This is a genomic window from Ancylobacter polymorphus, assembly GCF_030813495.1.
Classification (GTDB): Bacteria; Pseudomonadota; Alphaproteobacteria; order Rhizobiales; family Xanthobacteraceae; genus Ancylobacter; species Ancylobacter polymorphus.
In genome coordinates, this window is record NZ_JAUSUI010000006.1 from 106,210 (window position 1) to 128,027 (window position 21,818).

General features: G+C 67.6%; 26 protein-coding genes and 1 other RNA gene. 22 read left to right on the forward strand and 5 right to left on the reverse strand.

Annotation, left to right across the window (positions count from 1 at the left end; all coding sequences use genetic code 11):
- Positions 1-16 precede the first annotated feature (16 nt).
- Positions 17-1,861, reverse strand: a complete 1,845-nt coding sequence (locus J2S75_RS14805) for an ABC transporter transmembrane domain-containing protein (protein ID WP_307020739.1) — start codon at positions 1,859-1,861, stop codon at positions 17-19.
- A gap of 101 nt (positions 1,862-1,962) precedes the next feature.
- Here J2S75_RS14805 and rpmE point away from each other — a divergent pair, with 101 nt between their 5' ends.
- Entirely contained in the window at positions 1,963-2,187 is a 225-nt protein-coding gene (gene rpmE / locus J2S75_RS14810; RefSeq protein WP_244450624.1) for a 50S ribosomal protein L31, read from the forward strand.
- A 132-nt stretch (positions 2,188-2,319) separates the two neighbouring features.
- Here rpmE and J2S75_RS14815 read toward each other — a convergent pair whose 3' ends face one another.
- On the reverse strand, positions 2,320-2,892 hold the full coding sequence (locus tag J2S75_RS14815) for a DUF1465 family protein (RefSeq protein WP_370874146.1): 573 nt from the start codon (positions 2,890-2,892) through the stop codon (positions 2,320-2,322).
- A gap of 264 nt (positions 2,893-3,156) precedes the next feature.
- Positions 3,157-3,363, reverse strand: a complete 207-nt coding sequence (locus J2S75_RS14820; protein ID WP_307020743.1) for a DUF1192 domain-containing protein — start codon at positions 3,361-3,363, stop codon at positions 3,157-3,159.
- Positions 3,364-3,485: 122 nt separating this feature from the next.
- Between J2S75_RS14820 and J2S75_RS14825 the strand changes: the two genes are divergently transcribed.
- The 5 genes from J2S75_RS14825 to J2S75_RS14845 all read left to right on the forward strand — a co-directional run bounded on the left by J2S75_RS14825 (position 3,486) and on the right by J2S75_RS14845 (position 7,114).
- Positions 3,486-4,487 carry an NAD(P)H-quinone oxidoreductase gene (locus J2S75_RS14825; protein ID WP_307020745.1) on the forward strand — a complete coding sequence of 334 codons (1,002 nt, stop codon included), beginning with the start codon at positions 3,486-3,488 and terminating at the stop codon, positions 4,485-4,487.
- A 178-nt stretch (positions 4,488-4,665) separates the two neighbouring features.
- Positions 4,666-4,821, forward strand: a non-coding RNA gene (gene ssrS / locus J2S75_RS14830) — 6S RNA.
- A gap of 11 nt (positions 4,822-4,832) precedes the next feature.
- Complete coding sequence (locus tag J2S75_RS14835; protein WP_307020747.1) at positions 4,833-5,438, forward strand: 5-formyltetrahydrofolate cyclo-ligase; 606 nt, start codon at positions 4,833-4,835, stop codon at positions 5,436-5,438.
- Positions 5,439-5,441: 3 nt separating this feature from the next.
- On the forward strand, positions 5,442-6,257 hold the full coding sequence (locus J2S75_RS14840; protein WP_307020748.1) for a TIGR00282 family metallophosphoesterase: 816 nt from the start codon (positions 5,442-5,444) through the stop codon (positions 6,255-6,257).
- Positions 6,258-6,367: 110 nt separating this feature from the next.
- On the forward strand, positions 6,368-7,114 hold the full coding sequence (locus J2S75_RS14845) for a YebC/PmpR family DNA-binding transcriptional regulator (protein WP_307020750.1): 747 nt from the start codon (positions 6,368-6,370) through the stop codon (positions 7,112-7,114).
- A gap of 14 nt (positions 7,115-7,128) precedes the next feature.
- Here J2S75_RS14845 and J2S75_RS14850 read toward each other — a convergent pair whose 3' ends face one another.
- Positions 7,129-7,875: a sulfite exporter TauE/SafE family protein gene (locus J2S75_RS14850; protein WP_307020752.1), complete on the reverse strand. Its 747-nt coding sequence runs from the start codon at positions 7,873-7,875 to the stop codon at positions 7,129-7,131.
- Positions 7,876-8,112: 237 nt separating this feature from the next.
- Between J2S75_RS14850 and J2S75_RS14855 the strand changes: the two genes are divergently transcribed.
- The 6 genes from J2S75_RS14855 to J2S75_RS14880 all read left to right on the forward strand — a co-directional run bounded on the left by J2S75_RS14855 (position 8,113) and on the right by J2S75_RS14880 (position 12,480).
- On the forward strand, positions 8,113-9,042 hold the full coding sequence (locus J2S75_RS14855; protein WP_307020753.1) for a DMT family transporter: 930 nt from the start codon (positions 8,113-8,115) through the stop codon (positions 9,040-9,042).
- 112 nt (positions 9,043-9,154) lie between these two features.
- Positions 9,155-9,706 (forward strand): crossover junction endodeoxyribonuclease RuvC, encoded by a 552-nt coding sequence (gene ruvC, locus J2S75_RS14860; protein ID WP_307020755.1) that lies wholly within the window; start codon positions 9,155-9,157, stop codon positions 9,704-9,706.
- The gene (gene ruvA, locus J2S75_RS14865) at positions 9,703-10,320 is read left to right on the forward strand and encodes a Holliday junction branch migration protein RuvA (RefSeq protein WP_307020756.1); all 618 of its coding nucleotides are present in this window, start codon (positions 9,703-9,705) and stop codon (positions 10,318-10,320) included. Before ruvC ends, ruvA begins: the two co-directional genes overlap by 4 nt.
- Positions 10,317-10,757: a hypothetical protein gene (locus J2S75_RS14870; protein ID WP_307020758.1), complete on the forward strand. Its 441-nt coding sequence runs from the start codon at positions 10,317-10,319 to the stop codon at positions 10,755-10,757. The genes ruvA and J2S75_RS14870 overlap by 4 nt, the downstream gene beginning before the upstream one ends.
- Positions 10,754-11,791: a Holliday junction branch migration DNA helicase RuvB gene (gene ruvB, locus J2S75_RS14875; protein WP_307020760.1), complete on the forward strand. Its 1,038-nt coding sequence runs from the start codon at positions 10,754-10,756 to the stop codon at positions 11,789-11,791. Before J2S75_RS14870 ends, ruvB begins: the two co-directional genes overlap by 4 nt.
- 56 nt (positions 11,792-11,847) lie before the next feature.
- Positions 11,848-12,480 carry a TetR/AcrR family transcriptional regulator gene (locus J2S75_RS14880; RefSeq protein ID WP_307020762.1) on the forward strand — a complete coding sequence of 211 codons (633 nt, stop codon included), beginning with the start codon at positions 11,848-11,850 and terminating at the stop codon, positions 12,478-12,480.
- A gap of 10 nt (positions 12,481-12,490) precedes the next feature.
- Here the strand turns inward: J2S75_RS14880 and J2S75_RS14885 are convergent, their stop codons facing one another.
- A complete protein-coding gene (locus J2S75_RS14885) occupies positions 12,491-12,970 on the reverse strand; it encodes a hypothetical protein (RefSeq protein WP_307020764.1) in 480 nt (159 codons plus the stop codon).
- 141 nt (positions 12,971-13,111) lie between these two features.
- Here J2S75_RS14885 and J2S75_RS14890 point away from each other — a divergent pair, with 141 nt between their 5' ends.
- From J2S75_RS14890 to tilS, 10 genes are all read left to right on the forward strand, one after another.
- Entirely contained in the window at positions 13,112-13,528 is a 417-nt protein-coding gene (locus tag J2S75_RS14890; RefSeq protein WP_307020766.1) for a DUF2852 domain-containing protein, read from the forward strand.
- A 197-nt stretch (positions 13,529-13,725) separates the two neighbouring features.
- Positions 13,726-14,541, forward strand: a complete 816-nt coding sequence (locus J2S75_RS14895; protein ID WP_307020769.1) for a hypothetical protein — start codon at positions 13,726-13,728, stop codon at positions 14,539-14,541.
- A 49-nt stretch (positions 14,542-14,590) separates the two neighbouring features.
- Positions 14,591-15,100, forward strand: coding sequence for a tol-pal system-associated acyl-CoA thioesterase (ybgC, locus tag J2S75_RS14900; RefSeq protein WP_307020770.1), 510 nt, complete (start codon positions 14,591-14,593; stop codon positions 15,098-15,100).
- Positions 15,101-15,496: 396 nt separating this feature from the next.
- A complete protein-coding gene (tolQ, locus tag J2S75_RS14905; protein WP_307021313.1) occupies positions 15,497-16,198 on the forward strand; it encodes a protein TolQ in 702 nt (233 codons plus the stop codon).
- A 4-nt stretch (positions 16,199-16,202) separates the two neighbouring features.
- Complete coding sequence (tolR, locus tag J2S75_RS14910; protein ID WP_307020772.1) at positions 16,203-16,658, forward strand: protein TolR; 456 nt, start codon at positions 16,203-16,205, stop codon at positions 16,656-16,658.
- 3 nt (positions 16,659-16,661) lie between these two features.
- Complete coding sequence (tolA, locus tag J2S75_RS14915; protein ID WP_307020774.1) at positions 16,662-17,645, forward strand: cell envelope integrity protein TolA; 984 nt, start codon at positions 16,662-16,664, stop codon at positions 17,643-17,645.
- 89 nt (positions 17,646-17,734) lie between these two features.
- Positions 17,735-19,057, forward strand: coding sequence for a Tol-Pal system beta propeller repeat protein TolB (gene tolB / locus J2S75_RS14920; protein ID WP_370874156.1), 1,323 nt, complete (start codon positions 17,735-17,737; stop codon positions 19,055-19,057).
- A 155-nt stretch (positions 19,058-19,212) separates the two neighbouring features.
- The gene (pal, locus tag J2S75_RS14925; protein ID WP_244450643.1) at positions 19,213-19,707 is read left to right on the forward strand and encodes a peptidoglycan-associated lipoprotein Pal; all 495 of its coding nucleotides are present in this window, start codon (positions 19,213-19,215) and stop codon (positions 19,705-19,707) included.
- Positions 19,708-19,826: 119 nt separating this feature from the next.
- Positions 19,827-20,765 (forward strand): tol-pal system protein YbgF, encoded by a 939-nt coding sequence (ybgF, locus tag J2S75_RS14930; protein ID WP_307020776.1) that lies wholly within the window; start codon positions 19,827-19,829, stop codon positions 20,763-20,765.
- Positions 20,740-21,792 carry a tRNA lysidine(34) synthetase TilS gene (tilS, locus tag J2S75_RS14935; protein WP_307020778.1) on the forward strand — a complete coding sequence of 351 codons (1,053 nt, stop codon included), beginning with the start codon at positions 20,740-20,742 and terminating at the stop codon, positions 21,790-21,792. The genes ybgF and tilS overlap by 26 nt, the downstream gene beginning before the upstream one ends.
- Positions 21,793-21,818 lie beyond the last annotated feature (26 nt).

Below are 21,818 nucleotides of genomic sequence, written 5' to 3' on the forward strand. Positions count from 1 at the left end.
CCCGGACCCCGCGGCCTCAGCCGCCAGCCGTCGCCTCGCCGAATTGCAGTGCCGCGAGGCGCGCATAGAGCCCGCCGCGCCCGACGAGGCTGGCATGGGTGCCTTCCTCGACGATGCGCCCGCCTTCCATGACGAGAATGCGGTCGGCGGAGAGAACCGTTGCCAGCCGATGGGCGATGACGAGTGTGGTGCGGCCCTGCATGGAACGGTCCAGCGCCTGCTGCACCAGCGTCTCGCTTTCGGCGTCGAGCGCCGAGGTGGCCTCGTCCAGCAGCAGGATCGGCGCCTGCCGCAGAATGGCGCGGGCAATGGCGAGGCGCTGGCGCTGGCCGCCGGAAAGCGTGACGCCGCGCTCGCCGACCGGGGTTTCCCAGCCTTCGGGCAGGCGGGCGACGAATTCGTCGGCACGGGCCAGCCGGCCGGCTTCCTCCACTTCCGCATCGGTGGCGCCGGGGCGGCCGAGGCGGATGTTCTCGCGGATCGAGGTGGCGAAGATGGCAACATCCTGCGGCACCAGCGCGATGCGTGCGCGCACCGCCTCCGGGTCGGCCTCGGCAATGTCGACGCCATCGACCAGCACCCGGCCGGCGACGGGATCGTAGAAGCGCAGCAGTAACTGGAACAGCGTGCTCTTGCCCGCTCCGGAGGGGCCGACCACCGCCACCCGCTCGCCCGGCGTCACCGCGAAGCTCACGCCCGAGAGTGCCGGCAGGTCCGGCCGTGCGGGATAGGCGAAGGCGACATTCTCGAAGGCGACGGCGCCGCGCGCCGGCTCGGGCAGGGCAATGGGCGTGGAGGGGGGCGCCACTTTCGGCTTCTCCGCCAGCAATTCCGCGATGCGCTCGGTGGCGCCCGCAGCCTGCGAAATCTCGCCCCACACCTCGCCGAGCTGGCCGAGCCCGCTCGCCGCCAGCACGGCGTAGAGCACGAACTGGCCAAGCGTGCCGGCGCTCATCTCACCGGCGAGAACGGCGTTGGCGCCGGCCCACAAGATGCCGACCACGCTGGCGAAGACGAGGAAGATGCCGACGCCGGTGAGAAAGGCGCGTGCCCGCACGGCGTTGCGGGCGGCGCCGAAGGCGTGCTCGACCTCGCCGCTGAACAGGCGCGCGGCGGCGCCCTCGGCCGTGTTGGCCTGAAGGCTGCGCACCGAGCCGATGGCTTCGGCGGCATAGGCCGAGGCTTCCGCCAGCGTGTCCTGCGCCCCGCGGGAGCGTTTGCGCACGCCGCGCCCGGCGCCGATCAGCAGCGCGACGATGACCGGAATCGCCACCAGCAGCGTCGCCGCCAGCCAGGGGCTGGTGATGACCATCATGATGGTGGCGCCGATGAACAGTAGAATGTTGCGCAGGGCGATGGAGGCCGAGGCGCCGACCGTCGACTTGATTTGCGTGGTGTCGGCGGTGAGGCGCGAGATCAATTCGCCCGACTTGGCGCTGTCATAGAACGCGCCGTCGAGGGTGAGCAGATGGGCGAAGACTTCCGAGCGCAGATCGGCGACGATCCGCTCGCCAAGCGTCATGACGAGATAATAGCGCGCCGCCGAGGCCAGCGAGAGCACCGCCACCACGCCGATCATGACCGCGAAATAGCGGTCGATGAAGCCGGCATGGCTTTCGTCGAAGCCGAAATCGATCATCCGCCGCACCGCGATCGGCACCACCAGCGTCGCGATGGCGGCGACCAGCAGGGCGGTGAGCGCCGCCAGAGCCCGGCCGCGATAGCGCATGAGATGCGGCCACAGCGCCATTAGCGGCTTGAGGCGCGGGCGGCGCGTGGCCGGCTTTTCCGGCAGGGCCGGCGCGGAGGCTTCGGTGGACGCGGCATTTGAAGGCTTGGAGGCGGCTTGTGTCACAGGCATGTCTCGGTTATAGAGCCGCTCGGATTTCCGGCAGGATCGTTTTGTAGATCGCCGCATGGCTCCCGCGAGGGGCCGGCCTGCGGCGGCTGAGGATGCTACCCATGAAGAGCGACATCCATCCCGACTACCACTTCGTCAAGGTGGTGATGACGGACGGCACCGAGTACACGACCCGGACGACTTGGGGCAAGGAGGGCGATGTCCTCCAGCTCGATATCGACCCGACCTCGCACCCGGCCTGGACCGGCGGCTCCGGCCAGCTGCTCGACCGCGCGGGCCGCGTGTCCAAGTTCCAGAAGAAGTTCGCGGGCTTCCTCAAGGCCTGATCGGCCGGGGAGTGGCGTCCATCCGGACGCCGCGCGACGCAACGACATCAACCCTCGCGCCGGGCACGGCCTGGCGCGAGGGTTTTCGTTTGCCTTGGTTTTGACGGAGGCGTCCGTGCGCCGCACGCGATGTCAGCGACGCTCGAAGGCGCGGCGCAGCCGGCCGATTTGCCCGGCGACGACATTCGGTCGCAGGGCGGCGACATCCGCCGCCGATGGCGCGGCGAGGGCGGCGTCGAGCTGCGCGATCCGCCGCTGAAGCTCGAAGCTGCGGGCGATCAGCCCGGTCAGCGGCTCCGGCAGCAGCGCTTCGGCGTCCATGTCCCGCAGGGGGCCTTCTATGTCGATCTTTGCCGCCTCGCGGCGGGCGGTCGCCTCCGCCATTTCGCCTTCCGCCACGGCGCGGCGCAGCAGCAGCCAGGAGGCGAGCTGCATCAGCCGTGTGGACAGCCGCATGCTCTGCTGCACATAGGCGGCAAGGCGCCCGCGCGAGAGTGCGGCGCTGGCCGCGCGGCCTTCGCCGTCGAGATAGGCGGCGGTTTCCTCGACCAGCGCCATGCCTTCCTGAAACAGCGCGAAGAAGGCGGGGGAGGCGAGGCGACGCTCGGCAAAGCGGATCATCTCCGCCGACGCGGCCGCGCTCCGCGCGTCCCGTCCCGCCTCCGGCGCGCCATCTCTGTCCGAATCTTCGCGGAAGCTGCCCATCGCGGCGAAACCCTCAACGACGCCCGGCGGCGTCTGACACCGCTGTCTGTCGCGCAGCCGTGCTGCGCTGTCCAGCAGGCGTGGATGGATTCGCGTTCGGTCCGATGGCGGCGTGGGATAGCGGGGATGAAAAAAGAGCCGCCCAGGGGGCGGCTCGTAAAGTGGTAGACAGGGATGCGTCAAACAGAGTGGACAGAGGCCACTCGCGGTCAAAAAGGACCGGCCCCAGTAATAGGTCGGAAACCTTAATCGGGGGTTAAGGCCTCAGCGCTTGAACACGTTCTCGGCGGCGAGCCGGGAGGCGCGCTTGGCCTCCAGCGCCCGTTTCAGCCGCTCGATTTCGGCGGCGAGCTGAACGATGCGCTCCTCGATCTCGGTCTCGGAGAGGGCGGAAATCTCGGCGCCGACCATGTGGGTCGCGGGCTTCGCTGCCGGGGCCGCCGAGGGAAAAAGGTCATCGTCGATCGCCATCGCTCTGCTCCTGTTCGTCGCCCGGCACATGCCGCGAACTTAGCCGCCCCCGTGCGCGGTTGCCAGCACTGGCGGCTTGACCTAGGACGGACGGAACATTCGAACAGGATGAGGACGACGCCGTGACCGAGCTGCCCGCCACCATGACCGCCATCGGCCTGCCCACGCCGGGCGGACCGGAAGCCCTGGTTCCCGTGGAGCGGCCGGTGCCGGTCCCGGGCGCAGGCGAAATCCTGGTCAAGGTCGCGGCCGCCGGCGTCAATCGCCCGGATGTGATGCAGCGCAAGGGCCTGTACCCGCCGCCGCCCGGCGCGCCGGACATTCCCGGCCTCGAAATCGCCGGCGAGGTGGTGGCGCTCGGCGAGGGCGTCACGCGCTGGAAGCTCGGCGACATGGTATGTGCGCTGGTCTCCGGCGGTGGTTATGCGCAGTATTGTCTGGCGGATGAGGGCTCTGCTCTGCCGGTGCCGGCCGGCCTTTCCATGGTCGAGGCGGCGGCGCTGCCGGAGACCTTCTTCACCGTCTGGACCAATGTGTTCGACCTCGCCGGGCTGAAGGAGGGCGAGCGCTTTCTCGTCCATGGCGGCACGTCCGGTATCGGTACGACGGCGATCCAGCTGGCCAGGGCCTTTGGGGCCACCGTGTTCACCACCGCCGGCAGCGCCGAGAAATGCGAGGTCTGCCGCCAGCTCGGCGCCGATGTCGCCATCGACTACAAGACGGAGGACTTCGTCGCCGTGGTGAAGGAGAAGACCGGCGGCAAGGGCGTCAACGTCATTCTCGACATGGTGGGCGGCTCCTACATTGCCCGCAATTACGAGGCGGCCGCGCCGCAGGCCCGGCTGGTGCAAATCGCCTTCATGGAAGGCTCCAAGGTGCAGATCGACTTCATGCGGCTGATGCTCAAGCGCCTGTCGCATATGGGTTCCACCCTGCGCTCGCGGCCCAAGGCGGAGAAGGCTGCGATCGCCGCGTCGCTGGTCGAGAAGGTCTGGCCGCTGATCGAGGCCGGGAAGGTCAAGCCTGTCATGGACCAGAGCTTCCCGCTGGAAAAGGCCAGCGAGGCTCATGCCCGGATGGAGAGCAGTGCCCATATCGGCAAGATCATGCTCACCGTGGGGTGAGGCTTCGCCCGTCTTCCCGGACGGGCGGATGGCCGAGCCGGGAACGGTTCCGGTGTTTCGAGCGCTCCCGGCTCGACGCGTCGTGTCGGCCGGGATGACGCTGTGCGATCACCGAAAGCTGTTCAGCCCCCGTCATCCCCCTCTGGCAATTTTCCCTGCGGCGTCCTAGATTTGTCATGCGGGGCTGCGGGGTTCGTCAGGAGCACATATTTCCGGGGCCTTATCGATCTCAAAGGGAGCTGTCCCTGACCTTGCCCCTGGGCTTGGACACACGGCGCCCACCTACGTTGTAGGTTCCCGGGATCGAGCCTCCAACGGCCATCGTGGCTCCGCACTCATCGCATCATGCCGCTTGTGACAGACGCCCAACTCGACAAGGCCAACCTCCGCACCGTGGCGCTCGCCCGGCGGGCGGCGCTTGAGCCTGCCGCGCGCGCGGCGGCGGCCGAGGCGGCCGCTGCCCATGCCATGGAATGGCTCGGCGCGGTGCGGGGCGAAGTCGTCTCCGTGTTCGCGTCCATCGGCGGCGAGATCGATACCGATCCGCTGGTGCGCCGGCTGCGAGAGGCCGGCGCGTGCATCGCCTTGCCGATCGTGCTGGAAATCGGCAAGCCGCTGCTGTTCCGGCTGTGGGAGGCGGGGGTCGGTCTGGTTCCCTCCGCCGGTCCCGGCCGCATGGCCATTCCCGCTCCGCCGGTGGACGCGCCCGCCGTCTCGCCCGATGTGCTTGTCGTGCCGCTCGCCGGCTTCGATGCGCGCGGCAACCGGCTCGGCTATGGCGCCGGCTTCTACGATCGCACGCTCAGCGTGCTGCGCCACGCCAAGCGCATCGAGGCGCTCGGCTACGCCTTCGCGGTGCAGGAATTGCCCGCCGTGCCGGCAGAGGCGCATGATGAGCGCCTCGACGCCATCGCCACCGATGCCGGCGTGGTCCGCCCGGCCGAGGAGTGACGCATGCGCCTTCTTTTCCTCGGTGACGTGGTCGGGCGTCCCGGCCGCCAGGTCGTGCTGGAGCACCTGCCGCGCCTGCGTCGCCAATGGGCGCTCGATTTCGTCGTCGTGAACGGCGAGAACGCCGCCGGCGGCTTCGGCATTACCGAGGCGATCTATGAGGAATTCCTGGAGGCCGGCGCCGACGCGGTCACGCTCGGCAACCACGCCTTCGACCAGCGGGAAGCGCTGGTATTCATCGAGCGAGCGCCGCGCCTCGTCCGCCCCGCCAATTATCCGCCTGGTACGCCCGGACGCGGGGCGGCGCTGATCGAGGCGAATAATGGCGCCCAGGTGCTCGTGGTCAACATGATGGGCCGCGCCTTCATGGAGCCGCTGGACGACCCCTTCGCCGCCATCGACCGCGAGCTCGACGCTGCCCCGCTGGGACTGGTGGCGGATGCGACCATCGTCGATTTCCACGCCGAAACCACCAGCGAGAAGCAGGCCTTCGGCCATTGGTGCGACGGAAGGGCGAGCCTCGTCATCGGCACCCACACCCATGTGCCGACCGCCGACCACCGCATCCTGCCCGGCGGCACCGCCTACATGACCGATGTCGGCATGTGCGGCTGCTATGACGGGGTGATCGGCATGGACAAGGAGGAGCCGCTGCGCCGCTTCACCCGCAAGATCGGCTCGTCGCGCTTCGAGCCGGCGGCCGGGCCGGGCACACTGTCGGGGTTCGCCGTGGAGACGGATGGCAGCGGGCACGCCGTCGCCGTGGCGCCGGTGCGGCTCGGTGGCAACCTGAGCGAGGCAGTGCCGCACTTCTGGTAGGGTGCCGCTTTACGCGCGCCCGCCCTCTCGCCTATAAGCCGCGCACCTTTTCTTTCAGGCATTCGACACGGCCGGGCCACGGGCCCGCCCGGTGTGACGTGGAGGCGGCCATGGCCGGGCATTCGCAATTCAAGAACATCATGCACCGCAAGGGCAAGCAGGACGCGGTGCGTTCCAAGCTGTTCTCCAAGCTGGCGCGTGAAATCACTGTCGCGGCCAAGCTCGGCATGCCCGACCCGGCGATGAACCCGCGCCTGCGCGCCGCCGTGCTGGCGGCCCGCGCGGAAAACATGCCCAAGGACAATATCGACCGCGCGATCAAGAAGGCGCTGGGCGGCGATTCCGAGAACTATGACGAGATCCGCTATGAGGGCTACGGCCCCGGCGGCGTCGCTGTCATCGTCGAGGCGCTGACCGACAACCGCAACCGCACCGCCTCGGAAGTGCGCTCCTACTTCACCAAGTCCGGCGGGGCGCTGGCCGAGACCGGCGCCGTCTCCTTCATGTTCGACCGCATCGGCACGGTGGAGTTCGACGCCGCCAAGGCCTCGGCCGACGCCATGCTGGAAGCCGCCATCGAGGCCGGCGCGGATGACGTGACTTCGGACGAGAACGGCCATGAGGTGGTCTGCTCGGTGGAGAACCTGCACGAGGTCGCCCGGGCGCTGGAAGCCAAGTTCGGCGAGCCGCGCAAATCCGGCCTCGTCTGGCGGCCGCAGAACACCGTGGCGGTGGACGATGAAGTGGCGGAAAAGCTGATCCGCCTCGTCGACAATCTCAACGACAATGACGACGTGCAGAACGTCTACGCCAATTTTGAGCTGTCCGACGCCTTCATGGCGAAGATGGGCGGCTGATCCGCGGCGCGCCGCTACCGCCCGATCAGCGTGTCGAACAGCGGCAGGCTGAGCAGGGCGGCGGCGGCGATGACCAAATAGGCGGCGACGCGGTAGTGCCGATCGGAGGCCCCGCGAAAGGCGCGTGCGCCGGCATAGAGCCCGAGCGCATAGGCCGGCCCGAGAAGCAGGGTCAGCCTCCCGACCTCGGCGGTGAACATGCCGTTGAGCGCGTAGGAAGACCCGGTCGCCAGAGTCACCAGCGCGAAGAAGCCGAACAGGTTCGCCCGCACCAGCACTGAAGGCTGGCCGCTGCCGAGCCAGTACACCACCACGGCAGGCCCGGACATCTGTGCCGCGCCGCCGCAGAAGCCGGCGACCGCGCCGATGCCCAGCGTGACGGGCAGCGTGTGCTGGCCGGTGTGGCGCCAGCCCGAGGCCAGCAGCGCCAGCAGCCCCAGCCCGAGAAAGGCGAGCGCCCAGCGCACCACCAGCGGGTCCGTATGCTGCAATACCCACACGCCGGCCGGAACCGCCACCACGGCGCCCACCGCCAACGGGGCGACCTGCCGCCAGACACAGGCCCGCAATGCCGGAACGACAAAGGGCAGCGTCATCAGCGTATCGATGAGCAGGAGCGAGGGCACCGCCACGCGCGGGCCATAGGCGGCACTGACCAGCGGCACGAAGATGAGGGCTCCGCCGAAGCCCGAGAAGCCGCGCGTCGCGCCGGCAATGAGCGCGGTGAGGAAGGCCCAGGCCAGGGCGGGATCGAGGACCATGAACGAACCGGGGGAAGGCGCACGCCGCCGGGGCCTGCGCGCGTAGAGCTAGCCCTCCGCCGGAGACGCGTCAACACGATCGGTGATCGAACCGCCACATCCATCAGCTTTCGCGAACGTGCCTATTCGCAAAACGCGTTTGCGAAGACGGGTCGCGCGCGCCACATTTCGGCTAACGCTCATCCCGGCCGCGCCGGGAACCCCTTCTTTGCGCCGCTTGGCGGCGGGATTTCGCTTATGAACACGTCTGTCTCAACGGCCGCGCCGGGCGGCGCGGCGGTGCCGTCGCTTTCCGACCGCTTGATCGGCGCCGGCTGCGCGCTGCTGGCCATCGCCATCTGGGGCGGCTGGATTGTCTCCACCCGCCACGCCGTGCACGGGCATCTGCCCCCGGCGACCATTGGCTGGCTGCGCTTCATCGTGCCGGCGGTGGTGCTCGCTCCCGCCTGGTGGCGCATCGGCCTGTGGCCGAAGCGGGGCTTGCGTCCCTTCCTGCTCTGTTTCCTTGGCGCCGGTGCGTTCTTCTTCCTCGACGTGGCGACGGCGATGCGCTTCGTGCCGGCGGCGGATGTCGGGCCGCTCTTGCCCGGCACCATGCCGTTGATCGTTGCCTCTATCTCCGTGCTGGTGTTCCGCGAGAAGCTCGGCACCGCGCGGGCGATCGGCTTCGCCGCCATCGCGCTCGGCGTGCTCACCCTCGGCGGGCGGGGTCTCATCTACCCGCAGGACGGCGCCTGGCGCGGCCATGCGCTGCTGCTGGCCGGCGCGACGATGTGGGCCGGCTACACGCTGGCCTTTCGCCGTACCGGGCTGAAGGCGACGGAGACGGTGGGGCTGGTCGGGCTGTGGTCGGCCGTCATCCTCACGCCTTACGGGCTCCCTGGTGTGATCGACGCCGTCTCCAGCGGCTATGGCCGCGAAATCCTGATCCAGCTCCTGATCCAGGGGCTGCTGTCCGGGGTCGTCGCCCTGGTGGCGTTCGGCATCGCCATCGAGCGTCTGGGCTCCTCCCGCGCCGCCGCCTTCACCGGGCTGGTGCCGGCGCTGGCGGCGGTGATCGCGGTGCCGGTGCTGGGCGAACATCCCGACACGGCGGCGATCATCGGCGTGGTGGCGACCGGGGTCGGGGTGACGCTGGCGAGCGGGGCGTTCAGCGGCAGGCGCTGAGGCCATACGCGTTAACGGCGCGTTCACCCTGAGCGAGGATCCGCGGTGTCCCGGACGCCGCGCGCACCGTCTCCCCTAGGCGTTCGTCCTTTGTTCGGCTACGCCCTAGGGTATGGTGCCGTCGCCGATTCGCATTCTCGGACTCGATCCGGGCCTCCGCCGCACCGGCTGGGGGGTGATCGAGGCTGCCGGCACGCGGCTGAGCTTCATTGCCTGCGGCACGGTGATGCCGCCGGAGGAGGGGGGGCTCGCCGAGCGGTTGGCCTGTCTCCACACCGAGTTGATGCAGGTTCTGCGTGCCTACGCCCCCGATGAGGCGGCGGTGGAAGAAACCTTCGTCAACGTCAACCCGGCCTCCACGCTCAAGCTCGGCCAGGCGCGCGGCGTGGTGATGCTGACCCCGGCGCTGGCCGGGGTGCCGGTGTCGGAATATGCGGCCTTGCTGGTGAAGAAGACCGTGGTCGGCGCCGGCCGGGCGGAGAAGGCGCAGATTCGGCTGATGATGAAGATTTTGCTGCCTCAGGCGGATTTCACCACCGATGACGCGGCGGATGCGCTTGCGGTGGCGGTAACGCATGCGCAGCATCGGGGCATGGCGGCGATGAAGGCGCAGATGGCGGCAAAGGTGCCGGCAAAACTCACGGCAAAGGCGGCGGCGCGATGATCGGCAAGCTCAAGGGCCTCGTCGACAGCTATGGCGACGATCATGTGATCCTCGACGTGCAGGGCGTGGGCTATCTCGTCCACTGTTCGGGACGCACGCTGCAGGCGTTGCCCAAGGCCGGCGAGGCGGCGGCGCTGTTTATCGAAACCTTCGTGCGCGAGGACATGATCCGGCTCTACGGCTTCGCGACGCTGGCGGAGAAAAGCTGGTTCCTCCTGCTGCAGAATGTGCAGGGCGTCGGCTCCAAAGTGGCGCTCAACGTGCTCTCCACCCTCTCGCCCGCCGAGCTCGCAAACGCGGTGGCACTCGGCGACAAGGTCACGGTGGCACGCGCCAATGGCGTCGGCCCCAAGGTCGCTGCGCGTATCGTCGCCGAATTGAAGGACAAGGCGCCGGGCTTTTCCAGCGTCGATCCGGCGGTGGCGGGGCTCGCGGCGCAGATCGAGGAGCGGCAGGCGCCCGGTCCGGTGGCGGATGCGGTCTCGGCGCTGGTCAATCTCGGCTATGCGCAGCTGCAGGCGAGCGCAGCCATCGCGGCGGCCCTGCGCGAGGCCGGCGAGGGCGCCGATGCCGCCAAGCTGATCCGGCTCGGCCTGAAGGAACTGGCGCGATGATGCTGCGCTTCATCACCGCGCGCGAGCCGGGGAAGCGCCAACCCTGGCCGTGGTCGGCCCGCATTCCGGCGATGATCTTCGCCTATGGCGGGGCGATTCTCGCCGTGCTCACCATCGAGCGGCTGATGCACAGTGCGGCTTCCGCGAACTATGCCGCGATCGCGGTGGTGCCCGGTGGGGCGGTGGCCGGGATCTGTGCCTTTGCGCTGTCTTTCCGGCCTCGCCACCCGCTCTTCGTGCTGGCGGCCGTGGTGGTGGTGGCGCTGCTGCCGCTCGGCGTCATCGCGGTGTCCTATGATTTCGGCGCGTTTCGGGAGTTGTTCGAGCGGCGGGCGGTGCTGCTGGCCCCGATCCTCGCGGCGACGGTGGTGCTTGTCACCGGCGTGCTGATGGCGGGCGGCGTCTTTCCCGCGCGTGAACGGGAGAGGGCGGAATGAACGCCAAACGCCTCGTCGCCCCCGACAAACGCGAGGAAGACCTCGCGGAGGCCTCGCTGCGGCCGCAGAACCTTGCGGAATTCGTTGGGCAGGAGCAGGCGCGCGCCAATCTCGACATCTTCATCAAGGCGGCGAAGGCGCGCGGCGAGGCGCTGGACCATGTGCTGTTCGTCGGTCCGCCGGGGCTGGGCAAGACCACGCTGGCGCAGATCGTGGCGCGCGAGCTCGGCGTGGGCTTCCGCTCCACCTCCGGGCCTGTCATCGCCAAGGCCGGGGACCTCGCGGCACTGCTGACCAATCTCGAAGAACGCGACGTGCTGTTCATCGACGAGATTCACCGGCTCAACCCGGCGGTGGAGGAAATCCTCTATCCCGCCATGGAGGATTATGAACTCGACCTCATCATCGGCGAGGGGCCGGCGGCGCGCTCGGTGAAGATCTCGCTGTCGAAATTCACCCTGGTGGGCGCGACGACCCGCTCGGGCCTGCTGACCACGCCGCTGCGCGACCGCTTCGGCATTCCCATCCGGCTGAACTTCTACACGGTGGACGAGCTGGAACTGGTGGTGACACGCGGCGCGCGGGTGATGGGCATTCCCATCGCCCGGGACGGCGCGCGCGAAATCGCCCGCCGGGCGCGGGGCACGCCGCGCATCGCCGGGCGGCTGCTGCGCCGGGTGCGCGATTTCACGCTGGTAGCCGGCAAGGAGATCATCGACCGCGCCGCCGCCGACCATGCGCTGCTGGCGCTTGAGGTGGATGGGCTCGGCCTCGACCAGATGGACCGGCGCTACCTCACCGTGGTGGCGATGAATTATGGCGGCGGGCCGGTGGGGGTGGAGACCATCGCCGCCGCCCTTTCCGAGCCGCGCGACGCCATCGAGGAGATCATCGAGCCCTATCTGGTGCAGCAGGGCTTTCTCCAGCGCACCCCGCGCGGGCGGGTGCTGACCGCGCACGCCTTCAAGCATCTCGGCCTCACCGCGCCGTCGAGCGTCAACCAGATGCCGCTGTTCGACGAGGGCGCGGATTAACCCCGTGCGCGCCCGGCCATCGACGCGACCCCTGGCGTGATGTAAGTCCCCTTCACATGAGCTGGTCCCGGAATGGCGGAGAATCGCGCGGCTACCATCACGGCAACCTTCGGGAAGCCCTGATGAAGGCGGCGCTCGAGCTGATTGGCGAAAAGGGCACCGCCGGCGCCACTTTCGCCGAGGCGGCGCGCCGCGCCGGCGTCTCGCCGGCGGCGCCCTACCGGCATTTCCGCGACCGCGACGACCTCCTTGCGGCGGTGGCGGCCGATGGTTTCGAGCGCTTCACCAAGGCGCTGGAGGCCGGCTGGAACGGGGGACGGCCAGCGCCGGCGGAGGCCTATGAGCGGCTCGGCCGCGCCTATCTCGCCTTTGCCCGCGAGCATCCGGCCGACTATGTCGCGATGTTCGAATCCGGCCTGCGCAACGAGGCCTATCCGGCACTCGATCAGGCCGGCCAAAGGGCGTTCGGCGTGCTGCGCGAAGCTGCGGACACGCTGGTCGCCTCCATGCCGGCCGGGGATCGCCCGCCCGCTTTGATGGTGGCGTTGCACACCTGGGCGCTGGCGCATGGCGTCGCCTCGCTGTTTGGCCGCGCCGACGGCGCCCGCCGCAAGCTGCCGATGGCGCCGGACGACCTGCTGGAGGCCGCGTTCCTGATCTATCTCAAGGGGCTCGGCGCGGGCGGCTAGTGGCCAGCGTTCAGTTGTCCGCCGTCAGGTTGACTTCGATGGCGGCACCGGCGCCGCGGCAGAACAGCAGGATATCGTCGGGCTTATTCTCCGGCGTCAGGATCACCGGACGCTGCGCGCGTTCCGCCAGCCACAGCATGAACCCGCCGAGCGCCTGCCAGTCCTCCGGCTCGCAGACATCGGCCGGGTCGATATCAAACTCGATGTCGTCGCTGCGGAAAAAGTGAAGGTTGACCGCCACATTGCCGGCATTCCACCGCAGACTGGGGCTTGCGCGCTTCCAGACGGCGAACACATCTTCGATGCGGTCGGGCATAAGGGCCGGCTCGCCATCGGTTTCGAAAATGGCGGGCGGGTCGAGCGTGCGCAGGCCGTCGATCACGGTCTGCCAGCCCTCCGGGCCTGCATCGAGCACATAGAGGTCGCGCAGTCGGCCATCGGGCTCGAAGAGCGGGGCGACTTCGGTCCAGTCGGGAATCAATGCGGTCATCGAAGCAGTCCTTTGCTTTTCAATCCCGCAGACCGCGCCCATTGACAAGCGGGGAGCGGATTTCTATCTATGTAAATGTGATTAACATTAACCCGAGCGGGCATGGAGCCCGCGGCGGTTCTACCCAGGAGCGGTACGCCCATGGAGCTCGCACAGAAGCTCGACAATTACGGCAAGCCGGCCTGGATCGCGCTCACGGTACTGGGCTTCATGGCCTGGTGGCCTCTGGGTCTTGCGGTCCTGGCCTTCACGATAGGGAGTGGACGGATGTTTTGTGGTGGCAAGCGCGGCTTCGGCCGCTGGCAGGAAGAGGGCGCGGAAGCCATGCGCAATTTCGGCAGCCGGTTCGGCGGCGGCTTCCCCTCCAGCGGCAATCGCGCCTTTGACGAATACCGTCAGGAGACGCTGCGTCGGCTGGAAGAGGAACAGAAGGACTTCCGTTCCTTCCTCGACCGTCTGCGCCAGGCCAAGGACAAGGCGGAGTTCGACCAGTTCATGGCCGACCGCCGCAACCGCCCGGCCGCGCCGACGGCCCCAGTCGGCGAGGGGCAGGGCTGAGCCTTCCGCTCTGATCGCCGTCGCTTTGGCCTGAAGTGGGGCGGTTCGCTTCCCCCGGCGGAAACACCCCTCTGAAAGACCGGACGCCGCGCCCCTGCACGCAGGAGGCGCGGCGTCATTTTGTGCAACCTCGGTTCTTTTCAGCCCGCTCCGTTATGATATGATGGAGGTATCATGCTGCGCGGGCGGAGGGTGCGATGTGGTTTCTTGATCGCCATAGATCGATTCTTATTTTTCTTATTCTTCTTCTTGGTATTGCATGGTTTTTTCTTCTTGGTCTTGGTATCTATGGAGCTTTAGCAGCAGAGCTTAATGAAAAGCTTGATTACCTAAGATTTGCAATTGGCATTTCGACATTTGGCGTCACAATATATGCGTTATATTATAGTTCAGTTAGTTCATCATACCTCAGATCAGCGTTCGGTCTGGGTCTATGGCGTGGATATTCAAGAAATTTCCTTGATCGTGTAGTGAGGAGTTTCCAGGATCAGGGGGAGCGGCCCCCATTTTTTGTCCTTGCGTCTCCATCCTACTCGGTTATCGGAAGCCTCGATTTTCCAGCTTTTCTGGAGACACATCTGCCAGCCGCCCTCGAATCTCGAGGCTATAAGATAGAGTCCCTTTACGGAAACGAAATCGGCAAGCCTGCCTCTTATCGGCAGGCATTCCGTATCGCCCGAAAAGATAGAACGGATTGGAAATTTCTCGATCGTGTTCTTTTCTTCGATTTTCCTACTACTCTGATTTCCTTTGAAGGGGCTGCAGACGCTCTTGCGAAACAAAAGAAAAAACCTCTCGACAGTGACGGAAAGTCAAAAGAATTCGAGAAAATGAAAGAAGATTTCTTCAGCGCGGGTGCTCAGTGGGCAGAGCATGTTGGAACAAGTATATTTCCGATTGATATGCCCAACAACGATGTCGCCCTGTTTGCAAAGGTGCTCACGCGCAAGCTCGAAGACGCGTCCGATGGCATTGGACTCGCGTATGGATCCGTCCGAACTATCGTACCCTGACCGCATCCCCTTTGTTCACAAGAGCCGCGCCCTCGTTTATGAGGGCGCCATGAACGAGCGCCCCGATCCCTTCTCTCCCGAAACCCTCAAGGCCGACCCTTTCCTGCATCTTGCCGGCAGGCTGGTGCCGGGGGGGCATGTGCTGCCCGTGCGGGTCTATTACGAGGACACGGATTTCTCCGGCATCGTCTACCACGCCAACTACCTTAAATTCATGGAACGCGCCCGTTCCGACCATCTGCGCCTGATCGGCGTGGTGCAGGGCGAACTGTTCGGCGAGGCGCTGGCCGAGGCGCCGGGCTTCGCCTTCGTGGTGCGCTCGATGGAGCTGCAATTCGTCCGCCCCGCCCGCATTGACGACGTGCTGGAAGTCCACACCAGCCCGGTCGAAGTCGCCGGCGCCTCCATCACCCTCGCCCAGAAGGTCAAGCGCGGCGAGGAACTGCTGGTCGAGGGCAAGGTGAAAGTGGCCTTCGTCGCCCAGGGCCGCGCCCGCCGCATTCCCGATGCGTTGCGCGCCGCCATGAAGCTGGCGCTGGAACAGGCCCCGCAGCTCTGACGCGCGCCCGGTAGCAAAACACCCTTTTCGCTGTTGCGATGCGGCAACGCTAACGCGGTATTAACCCTAATGCGGTGTTGTACCGCGCGGCTGTGGACGCGTCTCGGCCCTGATCGCCCAAGTTTGGACAGACTCGGTCGGTTGATGGCGAACGCGTTCCCTTAAAGCAGCCATGCAGGGCATTCGCTGCTGTCGGCAGCGGATGCAAGGCGGCGGTGCGACCTTTAACGAGCGGGCAGGATTGGCTTGATGACGCTGAAGAAGCTCTTAATCGCGGTGATGCTGGTTCTTACGGCACCCGCGTCCATAGCCATTGCCCAGAACGCGCCCGCTCCGGTCACCGCCGCGCCGACGGCGCAGGTCGACGGGCAGGCCGTCGCCGCCCCTCCCGGAGCGATGAGCGCGCCCGCCGGCGCCGGCATGGGCAGCGCCGACCTGTCGCTCATCGGCCTTTTCCTCCAGGCACACTTCATTGTGAAGCTGGTGATGTCGGGTCTCGTCCTCGCCTCGGTCTGGGTCTGGGCGATCATCATCGACAAGACGATCCTGTACGGCCGGATGAAGCGGCAGATGGACCGCTTCGAAACCACCTTCTGGTCCGGCCAGAGCCTGGAAGAGCTGTATCGCTCGCTCTCCTCGCGCCCCAACCACGCCATGGCGGCGATCTTCGTCGCGGCGATGCGGGAGTGGAAGCGCTCCTATGAAGGCGGTGCGCGCTCGCTTTCCGGCCTCACCCAGCGGCTCGACAAGGTGATGAACGTCACCATCGCCCGCGAGGTGGAGCGGCTGGAGAGCCGGCTGCTGGTGCTGGCCACCGTCGGCTCGGCCGGCCCGTTCATCGGCCTGTTCGGCACGGTGTGGGGCATCATGACCAGCTTCCAGTCGATCGCCGCTTCGAAGAACACCAGCCTCGCCGTGGTGGCGCCGGGCATCGCCGAAGCCCTGTTCGCGACGGCAATCGGCCTCATCGCCGCCATCCCCGCGACGATTTTCTATAACAAGTTCGTTTCGCAGGTGAACCGGCAGGCGGCGCGGCTGGAGGGCTTCGCCGACGAGTTCTCCGCCATCCTGTCGCGCCAGATCGACGAACGGGGCTGATCGCATGGGCATGTCCGCAGGAGGAGCGGGAGGCGGCTGGCACTCGCGGCGTTCGCGCCGGCGCGGGGGCGGTGCCGTGATGTCCGAAATCAACGTCACGCCGATGGTCGACGTGATGCTGGTTCTGCTCATCATCTTCATGGTCGCCGCGCCCATGCTCACCACGGGCGTGCCGCTCGACCTTCCGCAGACCGAGGCCAAGGCGGTGCCGCAGGAAAGCGCGCCGCTGATCATCAACATCACCAAGGACGGCAAGATCTTCCTGCAGGACACCGAGATCCCGGTCGATGAACTCGTGCCCAAGCTGCAGGCCATCGGCAAGGCCGGCTATGAGGAGCGCATCTTCGTGCGCGCCGACAAGAGCCTCGACTATGGCTCGGTCATGCGCGTGATGGGTCGCCTCTCCGGTGCCGGTTTCAAGCGCGTGGCGCTGGTCTCCGAAGTCGATCAGGGGGGCTGACGCATGAAGGCGGGCTTCCTTTCCTCGACGGTTCTTCACGTCGGCATCATCGGCTTCATGGCGGTCTCCTTCGCGTCACCCTCGCCCTATGAGGTGACGCCGGCCGAATCCATGCCGATCGACATCATCTCCGATTCCGAGATGTCGAAGATGATGGCCGGCAAGAAGGACGCGCCGAAGGAGAACCCGAAGCCCGTCGTCGAGAAGAAGGCCGACACGCCCAAGCAGGCGGAGAACCTTGACTCCAAGGTGTCGGAGAAGCCCGAGGTGAAGGCCGCCAACGAGCCCTCCGCGCCTCCGCCTCCGCCCCCTCCGCCGCCTCAGGCGCAGCCCGCCGAGCCCAAGCCTCCGGCCGCACAGGCCGAATCCAAGCCCGCGCCGCCCCCGCCGCAGGATGCGGAGGCGCTCGCCGCCAAGCCGCCGGAGCCGCCCAAGGACCAGCCCAAGCCGCAGGACCAGGCGCAGGCCACCCCGCCGCCGCCCGCGCCGCCGAAGAAGCCGAAGAACATTCCGCCCAAGGTGGTGCAGGAGCCGGCGCCCGAGCGCGACTTCAACCCGAACCAGATCGCCGCCCTGCTGAACAAGCAGGACCCGCGGCGCATGGCGGCGCTTGGTGACACGATCAACAACACCGCCTCGCTCGGCGCGTCGCAGGGAACGGCGACATCGCTGTCGCAGACCGAGATCGATGCGCTCCGGGCCTATATCGCCCGCTTCTGGAAGCTTCCGGCCGGCGCGGTCGATGCCGCGCAGGTGACGGTGGTATTCAAGATCGTGCTGAGTCCGGACCGCCGGCTGGTGGGGGCGCCGCAGCTGGTTGAGGTGCAGGGCGCCGGCAATCCCTATGCGCCGATCGTGCGGGAAACCGCGCAGCGGGCGCTGTACGAGATCGCCAATCAACAGAACCCGTTCCCGATGCTGCGTGCCGACCGTTACGACACGTGGAAGGAACTGGAGCTGGGGTTCAACCCGGCCATGCTTCATTGATGCCCGTTTTTTTCGAGGTACCCAGAATGTCGCGGCGTTTTTCCCTTGAAGCCCACGGTCTTGTCGGCCGCCGGTCGGTCCTTGTCGGCATGGCGGCGCTCGGCGGCGCCGGGCTTGGCGCCGCCGGACTTGGCGGGGCAATGCTGGGTTCGACGCCGGCCAATGCGGCGGTGCGCCTCGACATCACGTCCGGCACGGTGCAGCCGCTGCCCATCGCCATTACCGATTTCGTCGGCGGCGGCAGCCCGCAGGACATCGAGGCCGGCAAGGGGGTGTCGCAGATCATCTCCGCCGATCTGCGCCGTTCCGGCCTGTTCGCCCCCATCGACCCCGCCGCCTTCGTCGAGAAGATCACCAACCCGGACGCCTCGCCGCGCTTCCAGGACTGGCGCGTCATCAACGCCCAGGCGCTCGTCACCGGCCGCATCACCCGACAGCCGGACGGCCGGGTGAAGGCGGAATTCCGCCTGTGGGACGTGTTCGCCGGCCAGCAGCTGATCGGCCAGCAGTACTTTACCCAGCCGGAGAACTGGCGTCGCGTCGCCCATATCATCGCCGACGCGATCTATGAACGTCTGACCGGCGAGAAGGGCTATTTCGACACCCGGATCGTCTTCGTCGACGAGAGCGGGCCGAAGGAGAAGCGCATCAAGCGCCTCGCCATCATGGACCAGGACGGCGCCAATGTGACCTATCTCACGCGCGGCGACGATCTCGTGCTCACGCCCCGCTTCTCGCCGACAAGCCAGGAAATCACCTATATGAGCTATGGCCGCGGCGAGCCGCGCGTCTATCTGCTCAACATCGAAAACGGCCAGCGCGAAGTCGTCGGCAACTTCCCCAATATGAGCTTCTCGCCGCGCTTCGCCCCGGACGGGCAGCGGGTGATCCTGAGCCTGCAGCAGGGCGCGGATTCAAACATCTTCGTGATGGACCTGCGCTCCAAGGCCACCACGCGGCTCACCGACACGGCGGCCATCGATACCGCGCCGTGCTATTCGCCCGACGGCACGCAGATCTGCTTCGAGAGCGACCGTGGCGGCGGCTCGCAGATCTACCTGATGAATCCCGATGGCTCGAATCAGCGCCGCATCTCCTTCGGCGACGGGCGCTATTCGACGCCGGTGTGGTCGCCGCGCGGCGACGTGATCGCTTTCACCAAGCAGGCGCAGGGCCGCTTCGCCATTGGCCTGATGCGGCCGGATGGCTCGGGCGAGCGCATCCTGACCGAGGGTTACCACAATGAGGGCCCGACTTTCGCGCCGAATGGCCGGGTGATTATGTTCTTCCGCGATGCGGGGGGCGGGGGTGGCCCGCAGCTCTATACGGTCGACATCACCGGCTATAATGAGCAGCGCGTGCCGACGCCCAGCTATGCGTCCGATCCCGCCTGGTCGCCCTTGCGCTCCTGAGCGGGTTCTGTCAGGGAACGATTAACCATAAGCGGCGGTTTAAGGCATGGCCGCGAAATGGACGCAATTCAGCAAGGTTCTGTAAAGCACGACAGAACATTGATTGACGCCAGCAGCCAGTCGGCAGATCAGTCGGGAATTCAGGAGTCAGCGGAATGATCCGTATGTTGCGCCATCTGGGCGGCGCGCGCGTCGCCTTCATCGTCGGTTTCGCGATGCTCGCGGCCGCCTGTGCCAAGAACCCGATGGACGGCGCCGGTCAGGCGCTCGGCTCGGCCCCTCCCGGCAGCCCGCAGGAGTTCATCGTCTCCGTCGGCGACCGCGTGTTCTTCGAGAGCGACCAGACCAGCCTCACCCCGCAGGCGCAGGCCACGCTCGACAAGCAGGCGCAGTGGCTGAACCACTATGCCAAGTACACCTTCACCATCGAAGGCCATGCCGACGAGCGCGGCACGCGCGAATACAACATCGCCCTCGGCGCCCGCCGCGCCCAGAGTGTGCGCGACTACCTCGTCCAGCGCGGCGTTGCGGCGAACCGCATGCGCACCATCTCCTACGGCAAGGAGCGCCCGGTCGCGGTCTGCAACGATATCTCCTGCTGGTCGCAGAACCGCCGCGCAGTCACGGTGCTGAACGCCGCCGGCAGCTGATCGCCGCGTCCGAACCTGTCTTGACCCGGCTCGCCCTGCGGGCCGGGTTTGGCATTTAAGGGACTGGCGATCGACCAAGCGGTGTGCCTGGGTCAAACTTTGGACGTGATCCGCCCCGTATGCTCCAATGGAAAGCCCGCCGCTTCCCGCTGCCGCTCCTCCCGTTCCAGTGCATGGCCATGATGACCGTCCGCTCGCCCCGCCCCGTCGCTCTTCTTCTCGTTGCCGCTCTCGCAGCCTCGTTTTTCCCCCACGGGGCGGCACAGGCGCAGGCGGACAACAATTTCTTCGGCAATCTCTTCAAGCCGCCGGGGCAGGTGCGCGGCGGCAACCAGCCCGCCGAGGCGGTGGAGGAGGCCGACAGTCTCGTCACCCGGATCGACCGGTTGGAGAATCAGCTGCGGCAGATGACCGGCCAGATCGAGCAGTTGCAGTTCCGCAACCAGCAGCTTGAGCAGCAACTGCGGGCGTTGCAGGGCGGCACGGGCGCCGCGGTCGGGGCCGCACCGGCCACCGACCCGGCCCGTCGCGCCGATGTGTTCGACCCGTCGTCGCAGGCAGGCGCGCCAGGTGCCCCGCGCCCCCTCGGCACGACCGCGCCTTCCGGCCCCTCGGGCGCGCCCATGGACCTCGGCACGTTGTCCGGCGCCACTGCGGGAGCGCCGGCCGCAGGAGGAACGCCGCGCGAGCTGTTCGATGCCGGCTTCGGCGCCCTCCAGCGCCAGGATTATGCGGGAGCGGGCCAGACCTTCGAGCAGTTCGTCCGCCTCTACCCCACGGACCGCGCCACGCCGGACGCCTATTACTGGCTGGGCGAAAGCCAGTATCTGCGCAAATCCTACAAGGAGGCGGCGCAGAACTTCCTGAAAGTGTCGACCGACTTCCCGAATGCGGTGAAGGCGCCGGACGCGCTGCTGCGTCTCGGCCAGTCGCTCGCCGCCATCGGCGAGAAGGATGCCGCCTGCGCGACGCTGAATGCCGTCGGCAACAAATATCCCCGCGCCTCGGCGACGGTGAAGCAGGGGGTGGAGCGTGAGCAGAAGCGCGCCGGCTGCTGACGCCGGGCCCGCCGATCTCGCGCTCGGCCCGCGTGCGGCCGAACTCGCCACGCTCTTTGCCGCCTTCGCCGCCCACGACCATGTGCTGCTCGCCGTCTCCGGCGGGCCTGATTCGACCGCGCTGATGCTGCTGGCCCAGCGCTGGCAGGTGGAATGCCGGCCGTCGACGCAGCTTCACGTTGCCACCGTTGATCACGGGCTGAGAGCCGAATCCCGCGCCGAGGCCGGCGCTGTGGCGGCGCTGGCGGCGCAGCTGGGTCTCCCCCACAATATAATCGAGCTCGTACGGCCGCTTCCCGCGACGCGGCTGCAGGAGGCGGCGCGCCATGCGCGCTACGAGGCCCTGACCGCCCGCGCCCATGCCATCGGCGCCACCGCCCTCGCCACCGCCCATACGCTGGACGACCAGGCGGAAACAGTCCTGTTCCGGTTGCTGCGCGGCTCCGGTGTCAGCGGCCTCGCCGGCATTCCGGCCCTGCGGCCGCTGGGCGGGCTCACTCTGCTGCGCCCGCTTCTCCGCCGGCCTAAGGCGGAGCTGGTCGCGCTTTGCCGGGCGGCCGGCACCGCCTTTGCCGAGGACCCCTCCAACCTCAACCCGCGCTTTGCCCGTGTGCGGCTGCGGGCGCTGCTGCCGTCGCTGGCGGCGGAAGGGGGCGACGCCGCGACGCTGGGGCGTCTTGCCCACCGCATGGCCCGCGCCGATGCGGCGCTGGAGGCGGCGACGGATGCAGCCGCCGCCGCGCTTGGGGCCGCGCCGGGGGAGGAGGGCGGGCTCGCTTTTCCCCGCCTTGGCCTTGGGGCGTTGCCCGAGGAGATCGCCCTTCGCCTCGTCGGCCGGGCGATCGGGACCGTCGGAACAGGGCCGGTGGAACTCGGCAAGCTGGAGGCGCTGATGGGCTGGATCGCCGGTCTCGGCGACCAGCAGACGGGCGCGCGCACCCTGGCCGGGGCGGTGGTGAGAGTGAGCCGGCAGAGTATCGTCGTGGCGCGGGCGCCGGAGCGTCGGCCGCTCGGTTCCCTGAGGTGACGCCGATTTGCGCGGATGGTCGCAGC